Here is a 20,818-nt window from a genome sequence, read left to right on the forward strand (position 1 = left end):
GCGGCCACTCGCTGCGTGGGTTGGTTCCGACCGTGCATGGTCAGGTCCGTCAGTGATCGGTGGATGCGCTCGGGGGGGGCGAAGTGGTGCGGCTCTTCGTGCTGGGCACTGCGGCATTTCTCGATGTCGACGAGGGCGTCACTGCCCGAGGAGTCTCAGCGGGGCGAGTAGCAGAGCTGCGAAGCGCAGGACTCGGCTAGGCCAGGGCGTGCACGATGCGTTCGCGTAGGTCTGCCGCGGTTGGGTCCGTGGCGTAGGCAGCGGCGTCGGCGTGGAGTTCGATGAGGCGGTCACCTACTCGTGGGGAGCCGAGGCGTGAGAAGAGGTCGAGGGCGGTGATGGTTTCGGCTCGGGCGCCGTCGACTTCTGCGACGACCAGGTGTGTTCGGGCCATGCCGAGGTGGTCGAATGCTTTGGAGCGCTGTCGGTGTTCGGGGCGTGAGTCGAGCGCTGTGGTGAGCAGGCGGAGGGATTCGTCCGCGTGCCGGCTGGTTGCCGTGCCGGTCTCGGCGTGCTTCGCAGCGATCTGGTGGGCCACGCCGAGGGTGGCGGAGAGTTCGGCGCGGTCGAAGAAGGCGGTGTGAGCGGGTTCTTCTCCTGGAGTGACACGGTCGAAGAGGTCTTCGGCAGTGCGGGCGGCGTGGTCGGCGGAAGGCAGGTTGCCGAGGATGGCGTGGAAGCGGGCTTCGAGCCCGGCGAGCATGGAGGCGGCGGCCGGGGAGAGGCTGCGGCGGGCGCCGTACTGGGCGAGGCCGACCAGGTCGAGGGCATCGTCGTAGTGCTGGAGGTGGGACATCTGCCGTGCCATGCATTGCAGGATGTGGGCGCCGGTTGCTGCGTCACCGCCTTCACTGGCGGCGTGGAGGGCTGTGATGAACAGGCGCTGGGCGCAGCGGTGTTCTCCGGCGTCGAAGCTCATCCAGCCGGCGACGGAGCCGAGGTCGGCGATGGCGGAGAAGAGAGCGCGGCCGGTCGATTCGGTGTAGGTGCAGGTGTTGAGCAGGCCGACGGCGTGTTGGACCTGGGCGATGACGGCCTGGCGGGAGAGGACGCCGCCGTGGCGGTTGTCTAGGCCCCGGAAGGCTTCGGTGATCTCGCGTAGTTCGGCGACGTCTGCGGCTCCCAGGCGGCCTTCGGCTGCGGCTGTGCGTTCGCCGAGCGGGGTGGGACGTGCGGTGGTCCAGCGCTGGATCGGGCCGAGGAGGGCGTCCCCGTGGTCGATGTGCATCGCATCAGCGCTGGTTCGCGTGTGGGGGCGCATGAGTTCGCTCCGGGTCAGGTACGCGAGGGCTGTGATGGTGCTCTGGGCGTGCCAGGGCAGGTCTGGGCCGGTGGGCGGGGGTCATGCCGATGTCGGCGATGCTCAGCCGGGTGCCCACGCGCTCGCTCAAGAGGTCGGCGATGAGCCTGGGTACGGGGGCGCGGGGTGTCTCGCCCCGGGCGCGCCAGCGGCGGACGCGGCTCTCGTCGGGGTGGACGTGGCGTTCGCCTTCCTGGGCCGCGCGGCCGGTGACGGCCCGCGCCAGCTCGCGGTTGGAGAAGCCGGCGCGACGAAGCCAGTAGTCCAGCTGGGCGTTGGCAGCGCGGTCTTTGGGGGGCCGTCCCATCGAGTGCCTCCGTGTCCGTGACCTTTCAGAGTACGAAGCGGCTGGTGTCCGGGAAACGGGCTCGGCGGGTTCGCCGTATTTCGCCGCAGCCCCGTGCAGCGGGGCGCCGCGGCAGGCGCCGGTGGACGCCTGCTTCTTCGCTTCCTCTCGCAGCCGTTCGCCGCGTCCCCACCGGCCGGGCGGGCTGGTGTTCTGGTACTGCCGCAGGACGCGGCCGGCGGGCGTCTCGAACTCCAGGCGACGCCCGCCGTACCCCGCACGATCGCCCCTTTTTGGAGGAGACGTGGAGACCACGACCGGTACCGAGAGCGCCCCGGAGCCGAGCACGGTGATCGAACTGCCGGCCAGCTTCCCCGTGCAGGAGGCGACCCTGGGCCGCCAGCCGAACAACGACCCGGACAACAGCTGCGCCATGTGGTTCGAGTGATCGTCACCTCGTGACGTCCGGGGAGTCGGCCGAGGCCGGCTCCCCGGGGCATTCCGGCGAAGGGGAGGCTCATGCACGAGGAGTGGATCAGCACAGCCGGCACGGAGGGCAGCCCGGTGGGTCTGCCCGGCGTGCGGGTGGGGACGGGCTGTCCCGTCCAGACCATCGCGAACCGTCAGGTGCGGATCCTCCTGGCGGGCGACTTCCCTCTCCCCGGGCCGCAGGCACGCCGGCGTCTGCTCGACGCGGCGACGGCGGGCCGGTGGGAGGAGCTGACTCAACTGCCGGGCTCGTACTGGGTCGCGGCCCACGACAGCGCAGAACGCCAATTCGTGAGCGGTGACCTGTCCGGCTTCCGCAGCATCTTCTACACCAGCACGGGCCGGGGCACCGCGTGGTCCACCAGCGCCCGGCACCTGGCAGAAGCGCGCGGCGCCGCGCCCGACCTGCCCTTGCTGGCGGCCCGGATCGCGGCCGGCCCCCAGCACTGGCCCGACCGCACCGCCTGGGAAGGGGTGCGGGCCGTGCCCGGTGGCTGCGGGCTGCTGCTCCAGCCGTCCGCAGAACCCCGCTTGGTGGACGTCACCGCGCGCAGGCAGGGAGTCCCGCTCGATGAGGGCGCCCCCGCATTCGCAGGCGCGGTGCAGAGCGCGGTGAACTGGCGCCTGCGCGCCGGGGACGGCACCGCGGGCGCGGATGTCTCCGGCGGCCTGGACTCCTCTTCGCTGGCCATCCTGGCGTCCCGGACAGGCACGGTCTGCGCCGTGACCTACGCCGACGCCTACACCAGCGACGAAGACCTCACCTACGCCCGCAGAACCGCCGAGCACATCGGCGCCCGGCTGCATGTGGGCACGGGCGGGCGAGAAGAGCTGCCGTTCGGGTGGACGCTGCAACAACCGCTGACCGACCAGCCCGTCGCCGCGGCCCTGACCAACCGGCAGCACCAGCTCTACCTGCGCCCGGCCGCCGGCCTGCCCTTCCACCTCACCGGCAACGGCGGGGACGTCGTCCTGGACTCGTGTAGTGCTGCGTGGGTCGGCATGGTCCAGTCCGGCCGGCGCCGCGAGGCGCGACGGCAGGTGACCGGCTGGGCGCGAGCCCGTAACCGGGCTCCCCGGGACCTGTGGCAGGCCGTCACGCGGGCCGCCGGGTCCAGTCGCGCCGAGGCTCTGAACGAGGCCGCCTGGCGCCTCCGGCGCGGTGTTGTCGAGTCGAAACGCCCCGGAGTATGGGCGTGGTGTCACCTGGGGCAGTTCGGCACCTGGCTCACCGCCGAGGGCCGCGAGACGGTGGCCGCTCTGCTGGAAGAAGCCGCGCGATCCCGCCTGCCGGGCCAGAGCGACCGAGCCGACATCGAAGAACAGACCGCGTCCCTGCGGCTGAACGGCGGGGAGATGCGGGACACCAGCCCCCTGGCGGCCGAGTGGGGCGTGCGGCAGGTACACCCCTTCCTCGACAACCAGGTCGTACGAGCCGCGTTCGCGATGCCCCCGGCCGAGCGGCACGGCATCACGACGTTCAAGCCGCTGCTGGGCCGGGCGCTGCCCGAGCTGCCCGCCTGGCTGACCTCCCGCCACTCCAAGGGCAGCTTCGGCCGCCAGGCCCTCGCCGGCATGCGCGCCCACCGCACGCCGCTGGCCGATCTCATCCGCTCCAGCGCCCTGACCACCAGCGGCCTGATGGACCCCGACCGTGCGGTGAACGCCCTCGCGCGCGTCGGCGATGTCCAGGCCGACGCGCTCTACGACCTCCAGCGCCTGGCTATGACCTGCCAATGGCTCGCCCACCACGCCGCCGGGACGCCCCTGGCGAAGGGGGCATGATGCCGGTCCCCTCCACCCACCTGTACTGGGCCCGGTGCCCCGGGGGCATAGCGGTGCTCGACCCGAAAGCGGACCGCTGGTACCAGTTCGACGGACGAGGCGCCGTGATCTGGGAAGCCCTTGCTGCCCAGGGCACCACCGACGGCTTGGCCGAAGAATTCGCGCGGCAGGACGGCAGCGACACCGCAGCCGGCCAGCAGGACGCCATCACCGCCTTCATCACGGCGCTGAGCGACACCGGACTGATCTGCGAAGCGCCCCGACGCCGCGGAGGAACGAGGCGAGCACGGTGACCCAGATGATTTTCCACCCCGCCCCGGCACGTCTCCGGCACCGCGCACCGGCGAGCATTGCCATCTACGTTGCGCTGGCCGTGCGGCTGCTACCGGCCCGTTTCCGCACCCGCGTGCGGATGCGGTTGGCAACGTCCACCCGCCGGCTGCCCGCAGCGGCCCCTGACCGGGTCCGTCACCTGTACGAGGCCGTCATCGCGTGCCAACCGACCTGGTGGCGCGGACAGATCGACTGCAAGGAGCGCTCACTGGCCACCGTGCTGGCGACCGCCCTCACCGGCCGCCGGTGCCACCTCGTCATGGGCGCGCGGACCCTGCCCGCCTCCTACCACGCCTGGGTCGTCACCACCGACGGCACCCACATCGGAGCCGAAGAAGGCGGCGGCCAGGACCACCCCTGGACACCCGTCTACATCAGCCCCTGAACCACTCACCCCGCCCACCTTCACTCACAAGAGTGAAGAAAGTTCCGCCCCGTTGACCGGTTTCGGCTGTGGCCTGCACTTCCGCGCCGACCACAGCCGAAACCGGTTGAGCCGCACAGCCCGCTTCCCGCCAGATGAGGCGCGTGACCGCGACACACCCCGCACCGGCGCCCGGGCCGCCGCCCGAGATGCGCCTCAACGAGAGCACACCCGCCCACATCACCACGCGAGCCATCGCCGCACGACTGCCCGCCACGCTCCACAGAGCCTGGCTGCTCAGCTGGCGCGCCGACCGCCGCACACTCCTGACCCTCGCCGTGTGCACCCTCGCCTTCGCCGTCCTCACCGCCACCGCCCTGCGCACCACCAACACCCTGCTGACCGCGCTGCTCGCCGAGGCCCCCGCAGGAGAGCGCGTACGGCGCGCACTCCCCGCACTCCTCACCGTCGCCTGCGCCGCCTGCGCCGGATACCTGGCCGACGCCGGCGCCCGCCTCGCCGCCAAGCACCTCGCCCCACAGGTCAACCGCGACGCCGACCTCGCCGTCATCACCGCCTCGGCCAACGCCGAACTCGGCGCCTACGAGAACCCGGCCTTCGACGACAAGCGCTTCGCCGCAACCCAGGGCGCCGAGAAGACCCCGGAACTCATCACCGGAGCACAGAACCTCACCGCCACGCTGGCCCAACTCCTCGCCGGCCTCGCAGTCGTCACCACCCTCAACGCACTGCTGCTGCCCCTGCTCCTCCTGGCTGTCTTCCCCCGCGTATGGGGCGCCGTGCGCGCCGCACGCCTCGAACACGACGCCGCACACCGCAACCTCGCCGACAGCCGCCTCCGACGCGTCCTGGCCCAGTACACCACCGACCGCGGCACCGCAGCCGAGATCCGCTCCGCCACCATGAGCGGATTCCTGCTGACGCAATACCGCATCATCTCCGGCCGCCTGGAAGCCGAACAGAAGAGCGCAGCACGCCGCGCGGCCCTCGTACAGGGGGCCGGGGACCTCCTGGCCACCCTCGCCGTCGCCGCGGTATGGACCGGCATCGTCTTCCTCGTCGTCACCGGCCGCATGCCCGTGGCCGCCGCGGCAACCACCGTGCTGGTCGTGCGCACCGCCAATGCGGCCCTCACCGGCAGTGTCCGTGCTGCCGCCCGCCTGTTCGCGACCAGCCTCTACCTCACCGACTGGGTCACCTTTCTCGACACCGCCGACACCTGGAGCATGAAGCGGGGCACGAAGAAGGCACCCCCGGCGGGACCCAAGATCATCACCGCCAGCAATCTCGGCTTCACCTACCCGGGCAAGGACACCCCCGCCCTCGACGGCATCGACCTCAGCATCCACCGCGGCGAACTCATCGCGCTCGTCGGCGAGAACGGCTCCGGCAAGACGACCCTGGCCAAGCTCCTCACGGGTCTCTACCTGCCCACGACCGGGCAGGTGAACTGGAACAACGAGAACCTGGCCACACTCGATCCCGCCACGGTCTGGGCCAACACCGCCGTAGTTCCCCAGGACTACACCCGCTGGCCCCTGGCAGCCCGGGAGAACATCACCCTGGGACAGCCCCACCCCAGCGGAGACGCAGCCGTCCACCATGCCGCACGCCTCGCCGGCGCCGATACCGTCCTCGACGCACTCCCCGCCGGACTCGACACCTCCCTGGCCCGCACCTGGTGGGGCGGCCACGACCTCTCCGGCGGCCAATGGCAACGCCTCGCCATCGCCCGCGCGTTCCACCGCGACGCCCCGTTGCTGATCCTGGACGAGCCCACTTCAGCCCTCGACGCCCGAGCCGAACAGCACGTCCTGGCCAGGCTCCGGGAACTCGCAGTCGGCAAAACCGCCCTCGTCATCACCTACCGGCTCGCCAACACCCGAGCCGCGGACCGGATTCTGGTCCTCGACCACGGCCGCGTCGTACAGACCGGCACGTATGACGAACTCCGCAGCCAGCGAGGGCTGTTCAAAGAACTCCACGATCTCCAAGAAGCCCCCGTCGCCAGGTAGCGCCCGTCTCGGCCTTCGGCGACGTATACCCATCGCGTTCTGCCGGTCAGCAGCATGGCCGCACCGGTAGCCGGTCCCCGCCACGCTGAGGGGCTGCGCAGCGCGCTGCGCCGGCAACGAGGTCAAGGCTGACGGCGCGTGGCGAGGGCCCCGAACGTCGAACGGTCCCGCCCGGCGATGCCGGTGCGGTACTGGCGACATCGGGTGTACTGCATCGGTCCCCGGGACGACGTCATGTTCAACCGTTCGGGCAGAGGCCGACGTTGGCGGCGTTCACGGGGGCGTCGGCGAAGATGTTGTTCATGCTGCGGGCCAAGTGGACCGCGCGCACCGGGGCGAACCCCGGGACCGCCAGAGGGCGAGCTACCGGCCGTCGGTGGGGAGTTCGGCGGGGCCGTTGGTGATCAGGGAGCGGAAGCCGGTCAACAGTGCGTGGAGGCCGACCTCGAACTCGTCGTCGCTGCTCACCTCCGCGAGGGTGTCGGCGTGCTGGACGAGCAGGGGGAAGGTCGCTGTGTCCCGGGAGCGGTACAGCAGGCGTCGGTGACGGATCTCTTCGGGGTCCGACATGTCCAGGCCGAGGTTGAGGTGCACCGAGCCGATGACGAAGGTGGCCAGCGAGGATGCGGCGGCGGACGCGAGCCGGGGGCTGAGGCCGGCGCCGATGAGCAGTTCGAGGGAGTACTGCACCCCGGCCAGCGAGTTGGGACCGAGCCGCTCGGTCCCGCGAAGGAGCGAGGCCACGCCGGGGTGCCGCAGCAGATGCTCGCGGAACCTGCGTGCGGACCACGCCGCCTTCTCGGCCCAGTCCAGATCGTCGGGCGGGGTCGAGCTCGCCGGGCCGATCGCCCGGTCGATGAGCAGGGTCACCAGTTCCTCACGGTTGCGCACGTGGCGGTAGAGGGACGCCTGTGTGCAGCCGAGCGCGTCGGCGATGTTGCGCATCGTCAGCGCGGCTGCGCCACGTGTGTCGAGCAGGGTCATGGCCGCGTCGAGGACGGCATCGAGCGTCAGTGCTCTGCGCCGCCGCTGCCGGGCGGGTTCGCTCTCCCGGGCAAGCCACCAGGCCGCCGTGCCCGGCCTCGGTTCGGTCTGCCGGGTCTTCGCCGGGTCCGTCGGCGGCAGTTCGCCTGCTGTGGTTGTCGTCTTCGGTTCATGCACCCGACAAGGATAGGCGTTATGTGAACACCACTCGCTTAGCATAAGCTAACGGCGTTCGCATAACAGAAGTCGAAGGGTCACCATGCGCGCAGTACGCAACACCGATCAGGGCATCCTCGTGGTCGAGGCCGACGAACCGGGAGCGCCCGGGGTGCGCCTCACCGTTGCTTCGGCGGGCATCTGCGGGACCGATGTGAACTTCGCGCGCGGTGGCGTCCAGGGCTACACCTACGGTCACGAGTTCGCCGGCATCGCGGCGGACGGCCGGTGCTACGCCGTCGAGCCCACGGTCTACTGCGGAGACTGCGACGAATGCCGGGCCGGCCACGTCCAGCGGTGCACCGCCCCGGAGCACGGCACGCTCGGGGTGTTCCGGGACGGCGGCATGTGCGATGCCGTGACGGTTCCCGAGAACATGCTCGTCCCGCTTCCGGACGGCCTGGACGTACGCGACGCCTGCCTCGTGGAGCCGGCGTCGGTGGCCTGGCACGGTGTCCGCAGCGCGGCGCTCACGCCGGGGGAGCGGGTGGCAGTCGTCGGCGGCGGCAGCATCGGGCTGCTGGCCGCGGCCGCGATCCGGCAGCGCGGCTTCGACATCGATATCGAGGTGCGCCACAAGCACCAGAGGATCGCGGCGGATCGTCTCGAAGTCGGTGCGGCCGAAGGCACCTACGACGTCGTGATCGACGCCGCGGGCAGCGAGTCCGGTCTCGCCCGGTGCGCCGAGCTCGCCCGCCGCGGGGGGCGCGTCGTGCTGCTGGGCGTGTACCAGCACACCATCCCCATCCAAGGCGTCGTCAGCCTGGTCAAGGAACTCACCTACGTCCACTCCATCGCCTACAGCCGACACGACGGCATCCGCGACACCGAACAGGCCGCGGCGCTGCTCGCCGGCAACCCCACCATCGCGCAGGCCGTGATCACACACCGCTTCCCCCTCGACGAAGCCGCGGAGGCGTTCCGCGTGGCCGGTGACCGGGCCTCCGGAGCGATCAAGGTCGTCCTTCACCCCTGACGGCGGTCCGCTCGGAACGCACGCCCTCCCTGGGGCGGACCGACTGGCCACGAAGCTGATCCTCATCGAACCGTTCCTCCTGCCGATCCGCGGCGTCGTCGAGGCCGGGGACGCGCTTATCGGAGAGGAGAGGAAGAGCGAACGTGGTGGCGCACGGACCTGGACCCGAAGATCCAGGCCGTGCACCCGACACCGGCCGGGCACGCCGCCCTCGCGGCGGCCTGGCTGAGCCTGGTCGCCAGATCGGGCCGCCATGAGGTGCGGCGCGCCCTGCGGGCCCGTGCGCGCGTGGCGCCGCAGTGGGAACTTCCGCACCTTCTGCTGCCCCGGTCGGTGCCGAAGCTCCTCGCCCGGTGGCAGTGGCCGGTCAGAACCAGGAGTCGGGCTCGGTCCGCAGGTCGGGGTGCGGCAGCCACGGGTCGGGCTGTTCCGCCGTGGTGGTGTAGTGGCCGCGGTGGAACAGCAGTGGTGACGTGGCCGCGCCGGCTGCGAGGCCGTCCACCCGGCCCACCACGACATGGTGGTCGCCCGCCTCGTGCACCGTCTCGACCGTGCAGTCCAGCCACGCCAGGGCATGAGCCAGGAGCGGTGCGCCGTTCGGCGAAGGCGCCCAGTCCAAGGCGGCGAACTTCTCCCTGCCCGGTCGTCCGAACACCGAGCTGATCTCGCGCTGTTCCGCGGACAGGACGTTCACCCCGAAGTGCCCGGCCTGTGCGATCACCGGCCAGCTGCGCGAGGTCCGGGTCGGGCAGAACAGGACCAGCGGCGGATCCAGCGACAGGGAGGAGAAGGACTGGCAGGCGAAGCCGACCGGTTGCCCTCCTGCCTGCGCGGTGATGACGACGACTCCGGTGCAGAACTCGCCCAGGACCCGGCGGAACCGGGACGCGTCCACCGGCCCGGCCGTCAACTGCCCGTCCCGGGGAAGGGCGACGGGTGCGCCCGGCGTCACAGCATGCCTCCGGTCAGGGTTCCGCCGAACTCCACATCGCCGAAGGACTTCAGCGCGGGCTCGACGTCGTTGGCGACGTGGACCCGAGCGGCGTGTGCGTCCCGCCAGAAGCGCTGGACGGGGGAGCCGGCGGCCAGCGCGCTCGCGCCGGAGTTCTCGAAGAGCCTGTCGATCGCCGTGATCGCCCGGCTCGCCGCGCGTACCTGATCACGGCGGAGCCGGACGCGTTGCGCGAGGGGGATGGTCCGGCCGGCCGCCGCGGTCTCGTGGACCGCGGCGATGTTGCGCGTCAACTGGAGCCACCCGGCGTCGATCTCGCTGGCGGCCTCGGCGACCCGGAGCTTCGCGAACGGGTCGTCCTTCGCCTTGTCCCCGCCGAAGGCGCGCACCCGGTCGCGCTGGTGTTCCACGTGCGCCGCATAGGCGCCCTCCGCCATGCCGATCAGCGGTGTCGCGATCGTGGTCGTCATCAGCGAGTACAGCGGAATCCGGTAGAGAGCCGCGGGGTTGGCTTCCTGGCCGGGGCAGGAACAGCGGAAGGAGTCCTCGAAGGACAGCACGCGGTGGGCGGGGACGAAGGCCTCCTCGACGTGGACATCGTTGCTACCGGTCCCGCGCAGGCCGACGGTGTCCCACACATCGACGACGGTGCAGGAGCTGTGCGGGACCAGGAACGTCAGCCAGTCCCCGGGCGTGCCGTCCTCGTCCGTGACCAGGCCGCCCAGGATCACGTGCCGGGCGTGGCCGATACCGGACGAGAAGCTCCAGCGGCCGGAGAGCGAGTAGCCGCCGTCGACCTTCCGGGCCCGGCCCATCGGCGCGTAGGCCGAGGACACGAGTGTCTCCGGATCCTCTCCCCACACCTCTTCCTGCGCGGCCGGCGGGAACGAGGCGACGTGCCAGGCGTGCGCCCCCAGGACGGAGGCGACCCAGCCGGTGGAGCCGCAGGCCGACGCGATCCGCCGCACCGCATCGAAGTGGACGAGGGGATCGGCCTCGGCGCCGCCGAAGCGCGAGGGCCGCAGGAGGCCGAAGTACCCGGTCTCGCGCAGGTCCCGGATCGTCTCCGCGGGGATCTGTCGCGCGTTCTCCGTCTCCTGGGCGCGTTCCCGCAGCCGGGGGAGCAGTTCCTCGACACGGTCGAGAACCTCTGTACGCATGCTGGATCTCCTGATCTGGGCAGGGGTGGCGCGGTGCTGAACTGCCCGCCGGATCCAGGCTTTCGCTCTTCGGTATGCCGGACAAATATCTCTCCGGCCTCCATCTATAGCGGCTGCGTTATAGCGCATGGCCGCGCCCGGCCCGGCCCGTGGAGGACGACGCGGGCCGGAGCCGGGAGTGCGCGCGGGCGCCGGTCGTCCGATGAGCCGGAACCGGCGTCGAGCCACCGAACGTCGTACGTCGCGCCGTCAGCCGTAGAGGCTGGGATGGTGCAGCGTGTCCACCGGCGCCGCGCACCCCTCGGGGCCGTCGTGTCCGGGCATGTCGCAGCCGGCCGCGGACTCGATCAGGACGGCCTGGTGGCGCAGGTGCTCCAGCATCAGGCGCGCACACGGCGTCAGCGGCCGGTCGGGCAGCGTGACCCCGACCCGCTGCCGCGCCCTTTCCAGCTCCAGCGGCAGTTGAGCGAGGGACCGGTCGGCGCCGGCCACCAGATCCGGCACCGCGGCGATCATGTCGGTGTGCCGGACCAGCGCCAGAACGGTGAAGCCGTTGGAGCACTCCACCTGCTCCCGTGGCATGCCCAGCCCCGCGTCGTGGAAAGCGGCGTCCAGCTCCCGGCGCAGGGCTGTCTCCGGCACCGGCAGCGCCCAGGGGTACTCCATCAGGTCGGCCAGCCCGCGCAGTTCGCGCCGCAGCGCCGGGTGTCCGGCGCGGACCACGAGCCGCACGGGTTCGCTGAGCAGGGGGATCTGGCGCAGGCCCTGGAGGCCGGTCGGTGCGAGACGGCCCACGACGAGGTCGAGTTCGCCGTCGAGGAGGCGTGGCCACTGGGTCTCGGCGGCTGCCTCGTGCACCGTCACCACCACTCCGGGACGCTCCCTCTTGAGCGCCAGGATCGCCCGGGGCAGCAGCACGTTCGAGCCCGCCAGCAGCGTGCCCACCGTGACCGAACCGCTGCTGCCGTCGGCCAGTTCCTCGAACCGTTCTCCCACGCGGCGCAGCTCGGCCAGGACGGAACGCGCGTGCTCGACGAACACCTTGCCGTGGACGGTGGGGACCACGCCCCGCGGCCTCCGGTCGAACAGCCGCACTCTGAGGAGGCTTTCGAGTTCGCGCAAGCTCCTGGTGGCGGCGGGCTGGGCGAGGTGCAGGGCCTCGGCGGCACCCAGCACGCTGCCCTGTTCGGCTATGGCGTTCACCAGAACCAGATGCCGTAGCTTCAGCCGCCCGTTGAGCAGATCCATCGCCTGCGCTCCTCTGTTGACATGGCGTATCCGGCCGCGTGCGCGGTCCCGGACAGGCATACCGTGCCGAGGAGACACCGGATCACGGGGGCCCGGGGTGCCGTCCCGGCGGCCGGGCGGTGAGCGCCGGGCCGACAGCCGCCGACGCACACCTCGGCCCCCGCGTCAACCGGCCTCCAGGCAGCGAGCAGATCGCAGGGCGGCCCGATGATCTCCTCGCTCAGGACCGCGGTGGCCGCAACCGACGTCCAGGGCGGTGCCGAGCGCCCCGGAGCAGGAACGACGCGCGGACGAGGCGCTGTTCAGCAGGGGTCGGCGGCCACGGAGCCCTGGTCGCCGAGTCCGCCTCGCGGCCGGTTCACAGCGCGATCACGATCTTGCCGTGAACGTGCCTCTCGGCCTGTGTCGTCACCGCTTCGCGGATCCGCTCGACCGGGAAGGTCGCCGCGATCGGCACCGTGATCTCGCCGGAACGGATCGCGTCGACGATCCGTTCCAGGGAGCCCGGACCCGCGTCGTAGGCGCCCGCCTTCCGCACGCCGGGCGGCGGGGCGGGGCCGTCGGCCACGACGGAGATCCGTTCGGCCGCCACGCCGAGCTTGAGCGCGGTCCCGGCCGTCTCCCTGCCGAACAGGTCGGTCGCGGCGGTGATCCCCTCGGGCGCCAGGTCCCGCACCCGGTCCGCCAGGCCGGGGCCGTACGCCACGGGCTCGGCGCCGAGCCCGCGCAGGAAATCGAAAGTGCCCTCGGAGGCGGTGCCGAGCACCCGGGCGCCCGCAAGCCTCGCCAGCTGTACGGCGAAGACCCCCACGCCGCCCGCCGCCCCACCGATGAGGACCGTGTCCCCGGCCTTGAGCCCGACCGCGGCGAGCGCGGCGGAGGCCGTCAGACCGGCCACCGGAAGCGTGGCCGCCACCTCGTCGCCGACGCCCTCCGGGGTGGGCCACAGATCTGCCGCAGGTGTCTTGACCAGGACGAAATCGGCGACGGACCGGCCGATCGCACCCCCGTGCACCCGGTCGCCGACCGCGAATCCCGTGGCTTCCGCGCCCACCTCGTCCACCACGCCGGCGAAGTCGGTGCCGAACCCGGCCGGCAACGTGATGCCGAAACGGGCCGCCGTGTCGGCCTTGGCGGCGATCTGCCAGTCCATCGGATTCAGCCCGGCGGCAGTGACCCGGACGCGGACCTCGTCCGGTGCGGCGTGCGGCTCGGGTATCTCCTGCACTTCGAGCACTTCGGGGCCACCAAAACGCTCATAACGGACAGCTTTGCTCATCGGTGACCTCCTGGTCAGTGATGGGACTTGGTCCCGTCGACCGTACACCAGTGATGGGACGAAGTCCCGTAGACTGTTCCCATGGCTCGCTGGCAACCCGACGCACCCGGACGGCTCGCCGCCGCTGCCCTCGAACTCTTCGAGGAGCGCGGCTACGAGAACACGACCGTGATCGAGATCGCGGAGCGCGCCGGGCTCACCAAGAGCACGTTCTTCCGGCACTTCCCGGACAAGCGTGAAGTGCTCTTCGGTGGAGGCGCGCTGAGCGATCTGCTCGCCGAGGGGATCGCCTCGGCGCCGCCGACGGCCGGACCGCTCGACGCGGTGACGGGCGCACTCGATGCGCTCGGCCGGACGTTCTTCTCCGCCGACCGCCGCGAGTTCAGCCGCCGGCGCCAGGCCGTGCTGGACGCCAATACGGAACTGCGCGAGCGCGAAGCCCTGAAGAGGATCGGCCTCACCGCCTCGATGGTCGAGGCACTCGGCCTCCGCGGAGTACCGGACCGCACCGCGCGCGTGGCCGCCAAACTGGGCGCGCTCGTCTGGGAGATCGCCTACGACCAGTGGATCGAGGCGGACAACGAGGAGGACTTCGGCTCGCTGGCACGGCAAGCGCTCGCCGAGGTACGCACGATCGGGGCCGTGCGGTAGGTGTCCGCCTTCCCGCGGTTGCGGCGCCGGCGGTCGCTACCGGCACGGTGATCGGCTCCCTGCACCGCCGCCATCGGACCGAGGAGTTCGAGAATCCTGGCGGGGCCGCATGCCCCGCGCGCCTCCGCATTTGCGCTGGAGCGCACTCCAACTCCTAGGTTTCGCAGCGTGCGATACATCAAACTCGGAAAGACCGGACTGGAAGTCTCCGCCATCGCCCTCGGCTGTATGAGCTTCGGCGAGCCGGACCGGGGCGGCGAGCCCTGGTCGCTGGGCGCGGACGCCGGCCGGGACATCATCAAGCAGGCCCTGGAGAGCGGCGTCAACTTCCTCGACACGGCCAACGGGTACAGCGCCGGAAGCAGCGAGGAGATCGTCGGCCAGGCGGTCAAGGACTTCACCCGGCGCGAGGAGGTCGTTCTCTCCACCAAGGTCTGGATGCGGATGCGCCCCGGCCCGAACGGCGCCGGACTGTCCCGCAAGGCGATCTTCGCCGAGCTCGACGCCTCCCTGAAGCGGCTGGGAACCGACTACATCGACCTCTACCAGATCCACCGCTGGGACTACGACACCCCGATCGAGGAAACCCTGGAGGCGCTGCACGACGCGGTCAAGTCCGGGAAGGTCCGCTACATCGGAGCCTCTTCCATGTACGCCTGGCAGTTCACCAAGGCGCTGTACCTGGCCGACCTGAACGGCTGGACCCGGTTCGTGTCGATGCAGGACCACTACAACCTCATCCACCGGGAAGCAGAGCGGGAGATGCTTCCGCTCTGCGCCGACCAGGGCATCGGCGTCATCCCGTGGAGCCCGCTGGCGCGAGGCAGGCTGACGCGGGCCGGGAACACCGCCACGACGCGTGCCGAGACCGACGCGGGCGACAAGATCCTCTACCGCGACGAGGACCAGGCCGTGGCCGAACGCGTCCACGAGATCGCGGACAAGCGGGGGCTGTCCCCGGCCCAGGTCGCCCTGGCCTGGGTCATGCGCCACCCGACGGTGACCTCGCCCATCGTCGGGGTCACCAAGCCGGCCCAACTGGCCGACGCGGTCGCCGCGGTGGACGTCGCACTCGACGAAGACGAGGCGGCCTATCTGGAGGAGCCCTACCAGCCGCACGAGGCCGCCTACCTGGCCGAGTCCTTCTACAAGCAGCAGTCCGTGGCGGGCTCACGGTAGCTCCCGGCCACCGCCGGGCCCGCGACGAGCTTTCGGCCTCGGCCTGCTCAGCTCTGTGGTCGGCCCGGCGGTGCTTGCGGGCGGGCGCGCGCAATGCGCTGATCCGCGTGCTGCCCGCCGGCACGACTTCCCGCTCCTGCGCTCGACGCCAGAGAAGCTCGGGTGATTCGAGATTGCGTTGCCTGAACGGTTCGTGATGCGCCCTGACGCGGGCTACGACTCCACGGTCACCCGCACACTGCTGACCGATCCCCGCTGCGAGTGGCGGATCCGGCCCCAGGGCGTCGTGATACCGATCGACCACACTTGCCGTCGGCGCCTCGATATGCCTTGGCCGCCCAGCACTTCACCTTCGCGTCGCCGGGGGCGTAGTCACCGGAAGCCCCCGTGTCGTGGCGAGGCGCCGGGAACGGTGGGTGAGGCCGACAGCAGTCGACCTGCCGCATCGGCGACGACCTACCACGTCGAGCCGGGCTCGTCGGACATGACGGCGCCGACCCGGTGGGGAGTTACAGGGGAGCTGCGCACCGACCGGTGACCGGTCGGTGCGGGCTCGGTCTACCGGTTCGCGGCGTCGCGAGAGGCGATCCGGTTCGTGCGACCGACCGCGCGGCCCGCCGCGTTGCGCACCGCGAGGCCCGGCCGGGTGCGGGGCACCAGGAGCCGGGAGAGCAGACCGACGCGTCGCTGTCGCGGACCTACCTCACGGCGGAGACGGGACTCGTAGGCGGTGAAGGCGCGGGCGTGGTCACCGGGTTGGGCGGCGAGCTCCTCTGCGAGGGCGTACGCGCCCGCCATTGCCATGCTGGACCCGTCGCCCAGCAGGGCTGTCGCCGCCGCCGCGTCCCCGAGCAGTACGACCCGTCCGCGGGACCACGAGGGCACCCGGACGGTGGTCAGGGGGTCGAAGAACGGAGCCGGGTGGTCGAGGAAGGCTGCCACGAGTTCCGGTGCCCGCCACCGCACGTCGGCGTAGGCGTCGGCCACGGTCTGCTTGTGCAGGGTGACGTTCTTGCGGTCGTGGGGCGCTGACGGTGCGGCCCGGAAGGTGAAGATCGCGAGCGGGGTGGTCCGTGAGGGGTGGAGGACCAGCATCCGGTTCGGCACGGTCAGCATCGTCATCTCGGTCGGGTCCTCGATGGCGTCGGGTTCCAGCGGGACGGTCGCGCCGTACAGGCCCAGGTCGCTCGCGAACTGCCGCTCGGGGCCGAATACCAGGCGCCGCACGGTGGAGTGCATCCCGTCGGCACCGACCACCAAGTCGAAGCGCCGTGGCGCGGACCGCCGGAAGGTGACGTCCACCCCGTCTTCATCCTGGTCGAGAGCGGTGACCGTGTCGTCGAACAAGAACTCGGCCTCGGCCTGCGCCGACCGGTGGAGCACCTCGGACAGGTCGGCTCGGGTCACCTCGACCGTCGGCGCCTCGTCCGAGGCGAGCGGGAGCTGGAGGATTCGCCTGCCGCCGGGGTCGAGCAGGGTCAGCGACCGATTGCGGGTGGCGAGCTCGCGGAGCCGGGGGAGGATGCCCATGCGCTCGGCGACCGGGATCGCGGGCCCCTTCACGACGATCGCGCTACCGCCGGAGCGCAGCTGCCGGGCGTGTTCGACGACCGTCGGCCGGTATCCGTTCCGGGAGAGCCAGTACGCGAGTGCGGGCCCTGCGATTCCGGCACCGACTATCAGCACCTCGGGCTTCTTCATGACGATGACCTCTCGCAGTGTCGATGACCAGGTCCCCGGCGGGTGCCGGGCCGGGCCTGAGGGAGCGGCGGCACAGGGAGGTGCAACCGGACCAAGGTACGATCATTTTCGTACCTCAGAGAAGCACGCCCTTCAGGTACGATGCAAGTCATACCTGAAGGAGGTGCGGTGTGGCCGGGAGGAACCTGGTCGGCCTGGAGGTCGATGCGCTCGATCTGGGTGCGGTGTTTCGCGCCCTCGCCGACGAGCACCGTCGTTCGGTGATGACGGAGTTGGCCGCCGACCGCAGCGACAGTGAGCGGGGCTGCAACTCGTTCGATCTTCCGATCTCGAAGCAGACCCAGACCCACCACTTCCGAGTCCTGCGCGAGGCAGGTCTCATCGACGAGATCGACTACGGCAACCGCAAGGGCATCCGACTACGGCGCGCGGACATCGAGAAGAGATTCCCCGGGCTGCTCACGCTCCTGGGCTCGGAGTCCCCGGGCGGTACTGCTCCTCGCTGAGCGCAGCTGAGCACACCGGAGGGGAGCCCGAGTTGAGCCGCGAGCTCGGCCGGATCCAGCCCGCGCGGCTCGCAGGTAGCCGGGCACGACGCGGGCACATACGGGATCGGTGTCGCTTCGACCACCGTCCCGCGCTCGTGATCGGCGCCGAACTCTTCCGCACACTCCCTCACGCCCCCATCCACTGAGGCTTCCTCAACCTGCAAGCGGAGCAGGGCCACTGGGGGTGAGGGCGGTGAGGACGGGATCCGGGTGCTGGCTCATCTGCGATGCGGCCATACCTACGCCCAGCTCGCCGCCGGATTCGGTGTGGGCACCACCACCGCCTACCGGTGCATCGCCGAGGCCGTCGACATCCTGGCCGCTCTGGCTCGAACCCTCGCCGAGGCGGTGAGGACGGCCTCCGGCAAGGCCGACGCGATCTGTCCACGGCATCAAGACCGCGCGAACCCATGGCGTCGTCGGTGCCCTGACGGGGGCCGGGGTGGATTGCTGGGCCGACAGGACGTGACGGGAGGCGAGTTCGCGCCCGCGCGGCGCCGACGCGGCCGACGGGGCGGAGCCGCGGGCACGGACGGGGCCCCGGCGCCTTCGGCGGGGTGCCGCGGCGGCCGGGGCCTCGGAGGTCGGTCGTCGGTTCCGGGTCAGCTGACCCGGATCAGCTTCCACTGGTCGCCGTCCTTCTTGCAGCTCCACTCGGAGGGCGCCGGGTCCAGCTTGTGGGCCTCGTCCGTGGCGGCCTTGAGGCAGGCGTCCTGGGTGGGGTACAGGTCGCCCTCGGCGGCGGAGGCGCTGCCGGCGGCGAACAGGGAGAGGCTGGAAGCGGCAGCCGCGCCGGCCAGGACCAGGGCTGCCTTCTTGTGGAACGTGCGCATGAGTCTCTCCTTTGCTCGATTGTCCGTGTCGGCTCGGACGGACTTTTCAAGATCGACTCGATCATGAGCCCGGCGGGTCACTCAACCGTGCGATGTGTCCGTTACGCGATCACGACCGAGCGCGGGCGTGCGGAACACCTGGGAGGGGCAGAGGCGTTCGGCCCGGCCCCCCGGCAGGGCGCGAGACGGCCGCGCTGCGTGCTCGGGCCTTTGCTGGCTCGGGTTCCGGTTTCGGCTGTGCTTCCGGACGCGGGCCCGGCGGCGGTCTCCGCGGGGCAGGGCGCGGGCAGTTCGGCTACCACCAGGAAGCCGCCGCCGGGCCGTTCCCGTCTGGCCGCCGCCGCCCGCCAGTCGTACGCGCTCCCTCAGCCCGATCAGCCCGATCAGCCCGGTCAGCCCGTGGCCGCCGCTGGGCAGCCGTGGCGTGCCGTCCGAGGCCGGCTCTTCGCCGGAACGCACCTCGGTGGGCACGTAGTTGCGCACGCTGACGCACACGGTGTCGTCCCGGTACGCCACGGCGCTCTCCGTCTGGGCGCCCGGCGCGTGCTTGTGCATGCTGGTCAGCGCCTCCTGGGCGATCCGGGACGCGGCGCGCTCCGTCGTCTCCGGCAGCGGGCGCGGCTCCCCGGTGGTACGCAATTCCACGGGCAGTCCCGCGCTGCGGGAGGAGGCGACCAGTGACGGCACCCGCTCCAGCGCGGATCGGGTGTCGGCGGCGCTGCCGATTCCGGTTCCGCCTCCGGCACCGGTCTCTGTCCCGGTTCGGGGGGTACGGCAACGCCATCGGCCTTGTGTGTCAGCTCCTCTTAATGGCTCTCGTCACATCCCGTGGACGGATGTCACGCCAGTGCTGTGACACCGGCTTCGGCGACCGTGTTGTCCGCGCTCCAGTGCCCGCCCGAGACGCCGATCCCGCCCACGACCCGACCGTCGACCATGAGCGGCAGTCCACCGCCGTAGGGGACGAACCGGGCGATGCTCGTCGGCGCCCCCGCAGCCAGCGGAGCGTCCTGGGTCATGAACTCGTGCCACTGCGCGGTCGGCATCCCGAACCCCGCGGCGGTGTAGGCCTTGTCCTGGGAGATCTGGATCGCCTGGACCGGAGCGCCGTCCATGCGAACGAACGCGCACAGCAGGCGTTGACCGTGCTCAACGAACACGCCGCGATCACGTCGGCCGAGCTGGCCCGCCGGTGCCAGGTCACGCCGCAGACGATGACGAGCACCGTGGCCAAGCTTGAGGGCCGCGGCCTCCTGATACGCGAACCGCATCCTGTCCATGGGACCCTCGTCGAGTTGCGGCTCACCCCCCGGGGCCGCGAGCTGTTCCGGCTCGCCGACGCCCGAGTCACCGAGCTCGACGATCACCTCGCTCACGGACTCACGGCCGCAGAAGTCGAGTCCCTCAAGGGGCTGCTCACGCGGGTCGCCGACAATGCCGCCGGCGCCGGCTCCTGACAGCCGGTCCTCAGCATCGCCGGAGACTTCCACCACGCATGGACGACGCCGGCCGCCCGAGTGGCTCGTGCAACGGACCCCCGTTCCGTACGGTGTTCGGATGGAGGGCATTCCGATCGACGAACTCCGCACCGCGTATGACGCCCAACTCCGGGGTGTCACCACGCCCGGCGGCAGCGTCCGGGTCGAGAGGGACGGTCCGTTGACCCGTGTCGTCGGTTGGCGCCGTGGCTTCGTCACGGGCCCCCGCGACCTCGGGGTGTACGGGGCAGAACTCGACACGCTCATAGCGCGGCAGCGCGACTTCTACGCCGCCCGTGGTGAGGCGGTCGAATGGAAGACTCGCGCCCATGATCTCCCCACCGACCTCACCGAGCGACTGACGGCGGCCGGTTTCGTCGGTGAGGACAGCGAGACCGTGCTCATCGGGCAGTCCGCAGATCTTGCCGCCGACCCCGTCCTGCCCGACGGCGTGACCGTCCGCCGTGTCACCGCCGGATCGGACCTCCAGCGCATCGCCGCTCTGGAGAGCACCGTCTGGGGTGAGGACTGGAGTTGGCTCGCCGACGATCTGGCCGCCCGGATCGAGAACGCCCCGGAGAACACCGTCGTCCTCGTCGCCGAGGCACGTACCGAAGTCGTCTGCGCCGCCTGGCTGGTGTTCAACGACGGCATCGACTTCGGCGGCCTCTGGGGCGGCTCGACGCTCAAGGAATGGCGGGGGCAGGGCATCTACCGGGCCATGGTCGCCCACCGGGCCCAACTCGCTGCTGCTCGCGAGGTCCCCTACGTCTACGTCGACGCCTCGGCCGACAGCGCCCCGATCCTCACCCGCCTCGGCCTGCACGCGGTCACCACGACGACACCGTATGTCTGGTCGCCCTGAGCTCAGCCGTTCCGTGATCGCGGCGTGGAGACGCGGGCGTAGCGGGCGGCGGGCTCGGCGGCATGCGGTCGCATCGGACAGGCCGAGGCCGGGCGGGAGTTGATGCCGTGTGCATCTCCCGGCGGCGACGGAGTTGCCCACGGGGAGATGCTCCC

The 20,818-nt window shown here is 71.3% G+C and carries 22 protein-coding genes and 1 pseudogene; 12 read left to right on the top strand and 11 right to left on the bottom strand.

All coding sequences use genetic code 11. From position 1 onward, the window contains the following. Positions 1 to 196: 196 nt before the first annotated feature. On the bottom strand, positions 197 to 1,321 hold the full coding sequence (locus tag SCA03_RS08500) for an NsdA family TPR-like regulatory protein (protein WP_086815165.1): 1,125 nt from the start codon (positions 1,319 to 1,321) through the stop codon (positions 197 to 199). Then, entirely contained in the window at positions 1,233 to 1,607 is a 375-nt protein-coding gene (locus SCA03_RS37440; protein ID WP_143665096.1) for a hypothetical protein, read from the bottom strand. The genes SCA03_RS08500 and SCA03_RS37440 overlap by 89 nt, the downstream gene beginning before the upstream one ends. A gap of 283 nt (positions 1,608 to 1,890) precedes the next feature. Between SCA03_RS37440 and SCA03_RS35010 the strand changes: the two genes are divergently transcribed. The 5 genes from SCA03_RS35010 to SCA03_RS08520 all read left to right on the top strand — a co-directional run bounded on the left by SCA03_RS35010 (position 1,891) and on the right by SCA03_RS08520 (position 6,593). After that, complete coding sequence (locus tag SCA03_RS35010) at positions 1,891 to 2,034, top strand: hypothetical protein (protein WP_158102273.1); 144 nt, start codon at positions 1,891 to 1,893, stop codon at positions 2,032 to 2,034. Positions 2,035 to 2,105: 71 nt separating this feature from the next. Continuing rightward, positions 2,106 to 3,860 carry an asparagine synthase-related protein gene (locus tag SCA03_RS08505; RefSeq protein ID WP_086815164.1) on the top strand — a complete coding sequence of 585 codons (1,755 nt, stop codon included), beginning with the start codon at positions 2,106 to 2,108 and terminating at the stop codon, positions 3,858 to 3,860. Then, positions 3,860 to 4,153 carry a PqqD family protein gene (locus tag SCA03_RS08510; protein ID WP_141275286.1) on the top strand — a complete coding sequence of 98 codons (294 nt, stop codon included), beginning with the start codon at positions 3,860 to 3,862 and terminating at the stop codon, positions 4,151 to 4,153. The genes SCA03_RS08505 and SCA03_RS08510 overlap by 1 nt, the downstream gene beginning before the upstream one ends. 5 nt (positions 4,154 to 4,158) lie before the next feature. Next, positions 4,159 to 4,578, top strand: a complete 420-nt coding sequence (locus tag SCA03_RS08515) for a lasso peptide biosynthesis B2 protein (RefSeq protein ID WP_086815169.1) — start codon at positions 4,159 to 4,161, stop codon at positions 4,576 to 4,578. 143 nt (positions 4,579 to 4,721) lie between these two features. Beyond that, a complete protein-coding gene (locus SCA03_RS08520) occupies positions 4,722 to 6,593 on the top strand; it encodes an ABC transporter ATP-binding protein (RefSeq protein ID WP_230988544.1) in 1,872 nt (623 codons plus the stop codon). A 363-nt stretch (positions 6,594 to 6,956) separates the two neighbouring features. Here SCA03_RS08520 and SCA03_RS08525 read toward each other — a convergent pair whose 3' ends face one another. After that, positions 6,957 to 7,754: a TetR/AcrR family transcriptional regulator gene (locus SCA03_RS08525; protein WP_230988545.1), complete on the bottom strand. Its 798-nt coding sequence runs from the start codon at positions 7,752 to 7,754 to the stop codon at positions 6,957 to 6,959. Positions 7,755 to 7,836: 82 nt separating this feature from the next. Here SCA03_RS08525 and SCA03_RS08530 point away from each other — a divergent pair, with 82 nt between their 5' ends. Next, the gene (locus SCA03_RS08530) at positions 7,837 to 8,769 is read left to right on the top strand and encodes a zinc-dependent alcohol dehydrogenase (protein ID WP_086815161.1); all 933 of its coding nucleotides are present in this window, start codon (positions 7,837 to 7,839) and stop codon (positions 8,767 to 8,769) included. Positions 8,770 to 9,136: 367 nt separating this feature from the next. Here the strand turns inward: SCA03_RS08530 and hsaB are convergent, their stop codons facing one another. The 4 genes from hsaB to SCA03_RS08555 all read right to left on the bottom strand — a co-directional run bounded on the left by hsaB (position 9,137) and on the right by SCA03_RS08555 (position 13,408). Further along, positions 9,137 to 9,721 (bottom strand): 3-hydroxy-9,10-secoandrosta-1,3,5(10)-triene-9,17-dione monooxygenase reductase subunit, encoded by a 585-nt coding sequence (hsaB, locus tag SCA03_RS08540; protein ID WP_211293520.1) that lies wholly within the window; start codon positions 9,719 to 9,721, stop codon positions 9,137 to 9,139. Beyond that, positions 9,718 to 10,881 carry a 3-hydroxy-9,10-secoandrosta-1,3,5(10)-triene-9,17-dione monooxygenase oxygenase subunit gene (gene hsaA, locus SCA03_RS08545; protein ID WP_086815160.1) on the bottom strand — a complete coding sequence of 388 codons (1,164 nt, stop codon included), beginning with the start codon at positions 10,879 to 10,881 and terminating at the stop codon, positions 9,718 to 9,720. Before hsaA ends, hsaB begins: the two co-directional genes overlap by 4 nt. Positions 10,882 to 11,130: 249 nt before the next feature. Next, complete coding sequence (locus SCA03_RS08550; RefSeq protein ID WP_086815159.1) at positions 11,131 to 12,129, bottom strand: LysR substrate-binding domain-containing protein; 999 nt, start codon at positions 12,127 to 12,129, stop codon at positions 11,131 to 11,133. A 358-nt stretch (positions 12,130 to 12,487) separates the two neighbouring features. Next, positions 12,488 to 13,408 carry an NADP-dependent oxidoreductase gene (locus SCA03_RS08555; protein ID WP_086815158.1) on the bottom strand — a complete coding sequence of 307 codons (921 nt, stop codon included), beginning with the start codon at positions 13,406 to 13,408 and terminating at the stop codon, positions 12,488 to 12,490. Positions 13,409 to 13,489: 81 nt separating this feature from the next. On the opposite strand from SCA03_RS08555, the gene SCA03_RS08560 reads away from it, so the two are divergent. Next, positions 13,490 to 14,059, top strand: coding sequence for a TetR/AcrR family transcriptional regulator (locus SCA03_RS08560; RefSeq protein ID WP_030873918.1), 570 nt, complete (start codon positions 13,490 to 13,492; stop codon positions 14,057 to 14,059). A gap of 168 nt (positions 14,060 to 14,227) precedes the next feature. After that, positions 14,228 to 15,238: an aldo/keto reductase gene (locus SCA03_RS08565; RefSeq protein WP_086815157.1), complete on the top strand. Its 1,011-nt coding sequence runs from the start codon at positions 14,228 to 14,230 to the stop codon at positions 15,236 to 15,238. Between the two features lie 558 nt (positions 15,239 to 15,796). Here SCA03_RS08565 and SCA03_RS08570 read toward each other — a convergent pair. After that, positions 15,797 to 16,939, bottom strand: a complete 1,143-nt coding sequence (locus tag SCA03_RS08570; protein ID WP_086815156.1) for an FAD-dependent monooxygenase — start codon at positions 16,937 to 16,939, stop codon at positions 15,797 to 15,799. A 170-nt stretch (positions 16,940 to 17,109) separates the two neighbouring features. Between SCA03_RS08570 and SCA03_RS08575 the strand changes: the two genes are divergently transcribed. Beyond that, on the top strand, positions 17,110 to 17,445 hold the full coding sequence (locus SCA03_RS08575) for an ArsR/SmtB family transcription factor (protein ID WP_086815155.1): 336 nt from the start codon (positions 17,110 to 17,112) through the stop codon (positions 17,443 to 17,445). Positions 17,446 to 17,697: 252 nt separating this feature from the next. After that, positions 17,698 to 17,950 (top strand): annotated as a pseudogene (locus SCA03_RS08580) (helix-turn-helix domain-containing protein); the annotation flags it as partial. Between the two features lie 139 nt (positions 17,951 to 18,089). On the opposite strand, the gene SCA03_RS08585 reads toward SCA03_RS08580, so the two are convergent. The 3 genes from SCA03_RS08585 to SCA03_RS36010 all read right to left on the bottom strand — a co-directional run bounded on the left by SCA03_RS08585 (position 18,090) and on the right by SCA03_RS36010 (position 19,600). Beyond that, positions 18,090 to 18,320 (bottom strand): hypothetical protein, encoded by a 231-nt coding sequence (locus SCA03_RS08585; RefSeq protein WP_030873913.1) that lies wholly within the window; start codon positions 18,318 to 18,320, stop codon positions 18,090 to 18,092. An 81-nt stretch (positions 18,321 to 18,401) separates the two neighbouring features. Further along, positions 18,402 to 18,965, bottom strand: coding sequence for a sensor histidine kinase (locus tag SCA03_RS36005; protein WP_230988546.1), 564 nt, complete (start codon positions 18,963 to 18,965; stop codon positions 18,402 to 18,404). Positions 18,966 to 19,159: 194 nt separating this feature from the next. Beyond that, complete coding sequence (locus SCA03_RS36010; protein WP_371863904.1) at positions 19,160 to 19,600, bottom strand: GlcG/HbpS family heme-binding protein; 441 nt, start codon at positions 19,598 to 19,600, stop codon at positions 19,160 to 19,162. Between SCA03_RS36010 and SCA03_RS37180 the strand changes: the two genes are divergently transcribed. Together SCA03_RS37180 and SCA03_RS08600 are read left to right on the top strand one after the other, a co-directional pair. Continuing rightward, on the top strand, positions 19,502 to 19,777 hold the full coding sequence (locus tag SCA03_RS37180; RefSeq protein WP_371863905.1) for a MarR family winged helix-turn-helix transcriptional regulator: 276 nt from the start codon (positions 19,502 to 19,504) through the stop codon (positions 19,775 to 19,777). The genes SCA03_RS36010 and SCA03_RS37180 overlap by 99 nt on opposite strands. 100 nt (positions 19,778 to 19,877) lie before the next feature. Continuing rightward, positions 19,878 to 20,663 (top strand): GNAT family N-acetyltransferase, encoded by a 786-nt coding sequence (locus tag SCA03_RS08600; protein ID WP_086815153.1) that lies wholly within the window; start codon positions 19,878 to 19,880, stop codon positions 20,661 to 20,663. The last annotated feature ends 155 nt before the right edge of the window (positions 20,664 to 20,818 follow it).

Origin of the sequence: Streptomyces cacaoi (genome assembly GCF_006539165.1) — a bacterium.
GTDB classification, from domain to species: domain Bacteria; phylum Actinomycetota; class Actinomycetes; order Streptomycetales; family Streptomycetaceae; genus Streptomyces; species Streptomyces cacaoi.

Coding starts and splice junctions, on each gene's coding strand:
- SCA03_RS37440 (WP_143665096.1), bottom strand. CDS start 1,607: ATGGGACGGCCCCCCAAAGACCGCGCTGCCAACGCCCAGCTGGACTAC.
- SCA03_RS08505 (WP_086815164.1), top strand. CDS start 2,106: ATGCACGAGGAGTGGATCAGCACAGCCGGCACGGAGGGCAGCCCGGTG.
- SCA03_RS08510 (WP_141275286.1), top strand. CDS start 3,860: ATGCCGGTCCCCTCCACCCACCTGTACTGGGCCCGGTGCCCCGGGGGC.
- SCA03_RS08515 (WP_086815169.1), top strand. CDS start 4,159: ATGATTTTCCACCCCGCCCCGGCACGTCTCCGGCACCGCGCACCGGCG.
- SCA03_RS08530 (WP_086815161.1), top strand. CDS start 7,837: ATGCGCGCAGTACGCAACACCGATCAGGGCATCCTCGTGGTCGAGGCC.
- hsaA (WP_086815160.1), bottom strand. CDS start 10,881: ATGCGTACAGAGGTTCTCGACCGTGTCGAGGAACTGCTCCCCCGGCTG.
- SCA03_RS08550 (WP_086815159.1), bottom strand. CDS start 12,129: ATGGATCTGCTCAACGGGCGGCTGAAGCTACGGCATCTGGTTCTGGTG.
- SCA03_RS08555 (WP_086815158.1), bottom strand. CDS start 13,408: ATGAGCAAAGCTGTCCGTTATGAGCGTTTTGGTGGCCCCGAAGTGCTC.
- SCA03_RS08560 (WP_030873918.1), top strand. CDS start 13,490: ATGGCTCGCTGGCAACCCGACGCACCCGGACGGCTCGCCGCCGCTGCC.
- SCA03_RS08570 (WP_086815156.1), bottom strand. CDS start 16,939: ATGAAGAAGCCCGAGGTGCTGATAGTCGGTGCCGGAATCGCAGGGCCC.
- SCA03_RS08585 (WP_030873913.1), bottom strand. CDS start 18,320: ATGCGCACGTTCCACAAGAAGGCAGCCCTGGTCCTGGCCGGCGCGGCT.
- SCA03_RS36010 (WP_371863904.1), bottom strand. CDS start 19,600: ATGGACAGGATGCGGTTCGCGTATCAGGAGGCCGCGGCCCTCAAGCTT.
- SCA03_RS08600 (WP_086815153.1), top strand. CDS start 19,878: ATGGAGGGCATTCCGATCGACGAACTCCGCACCGCGTATGACGCCCAA.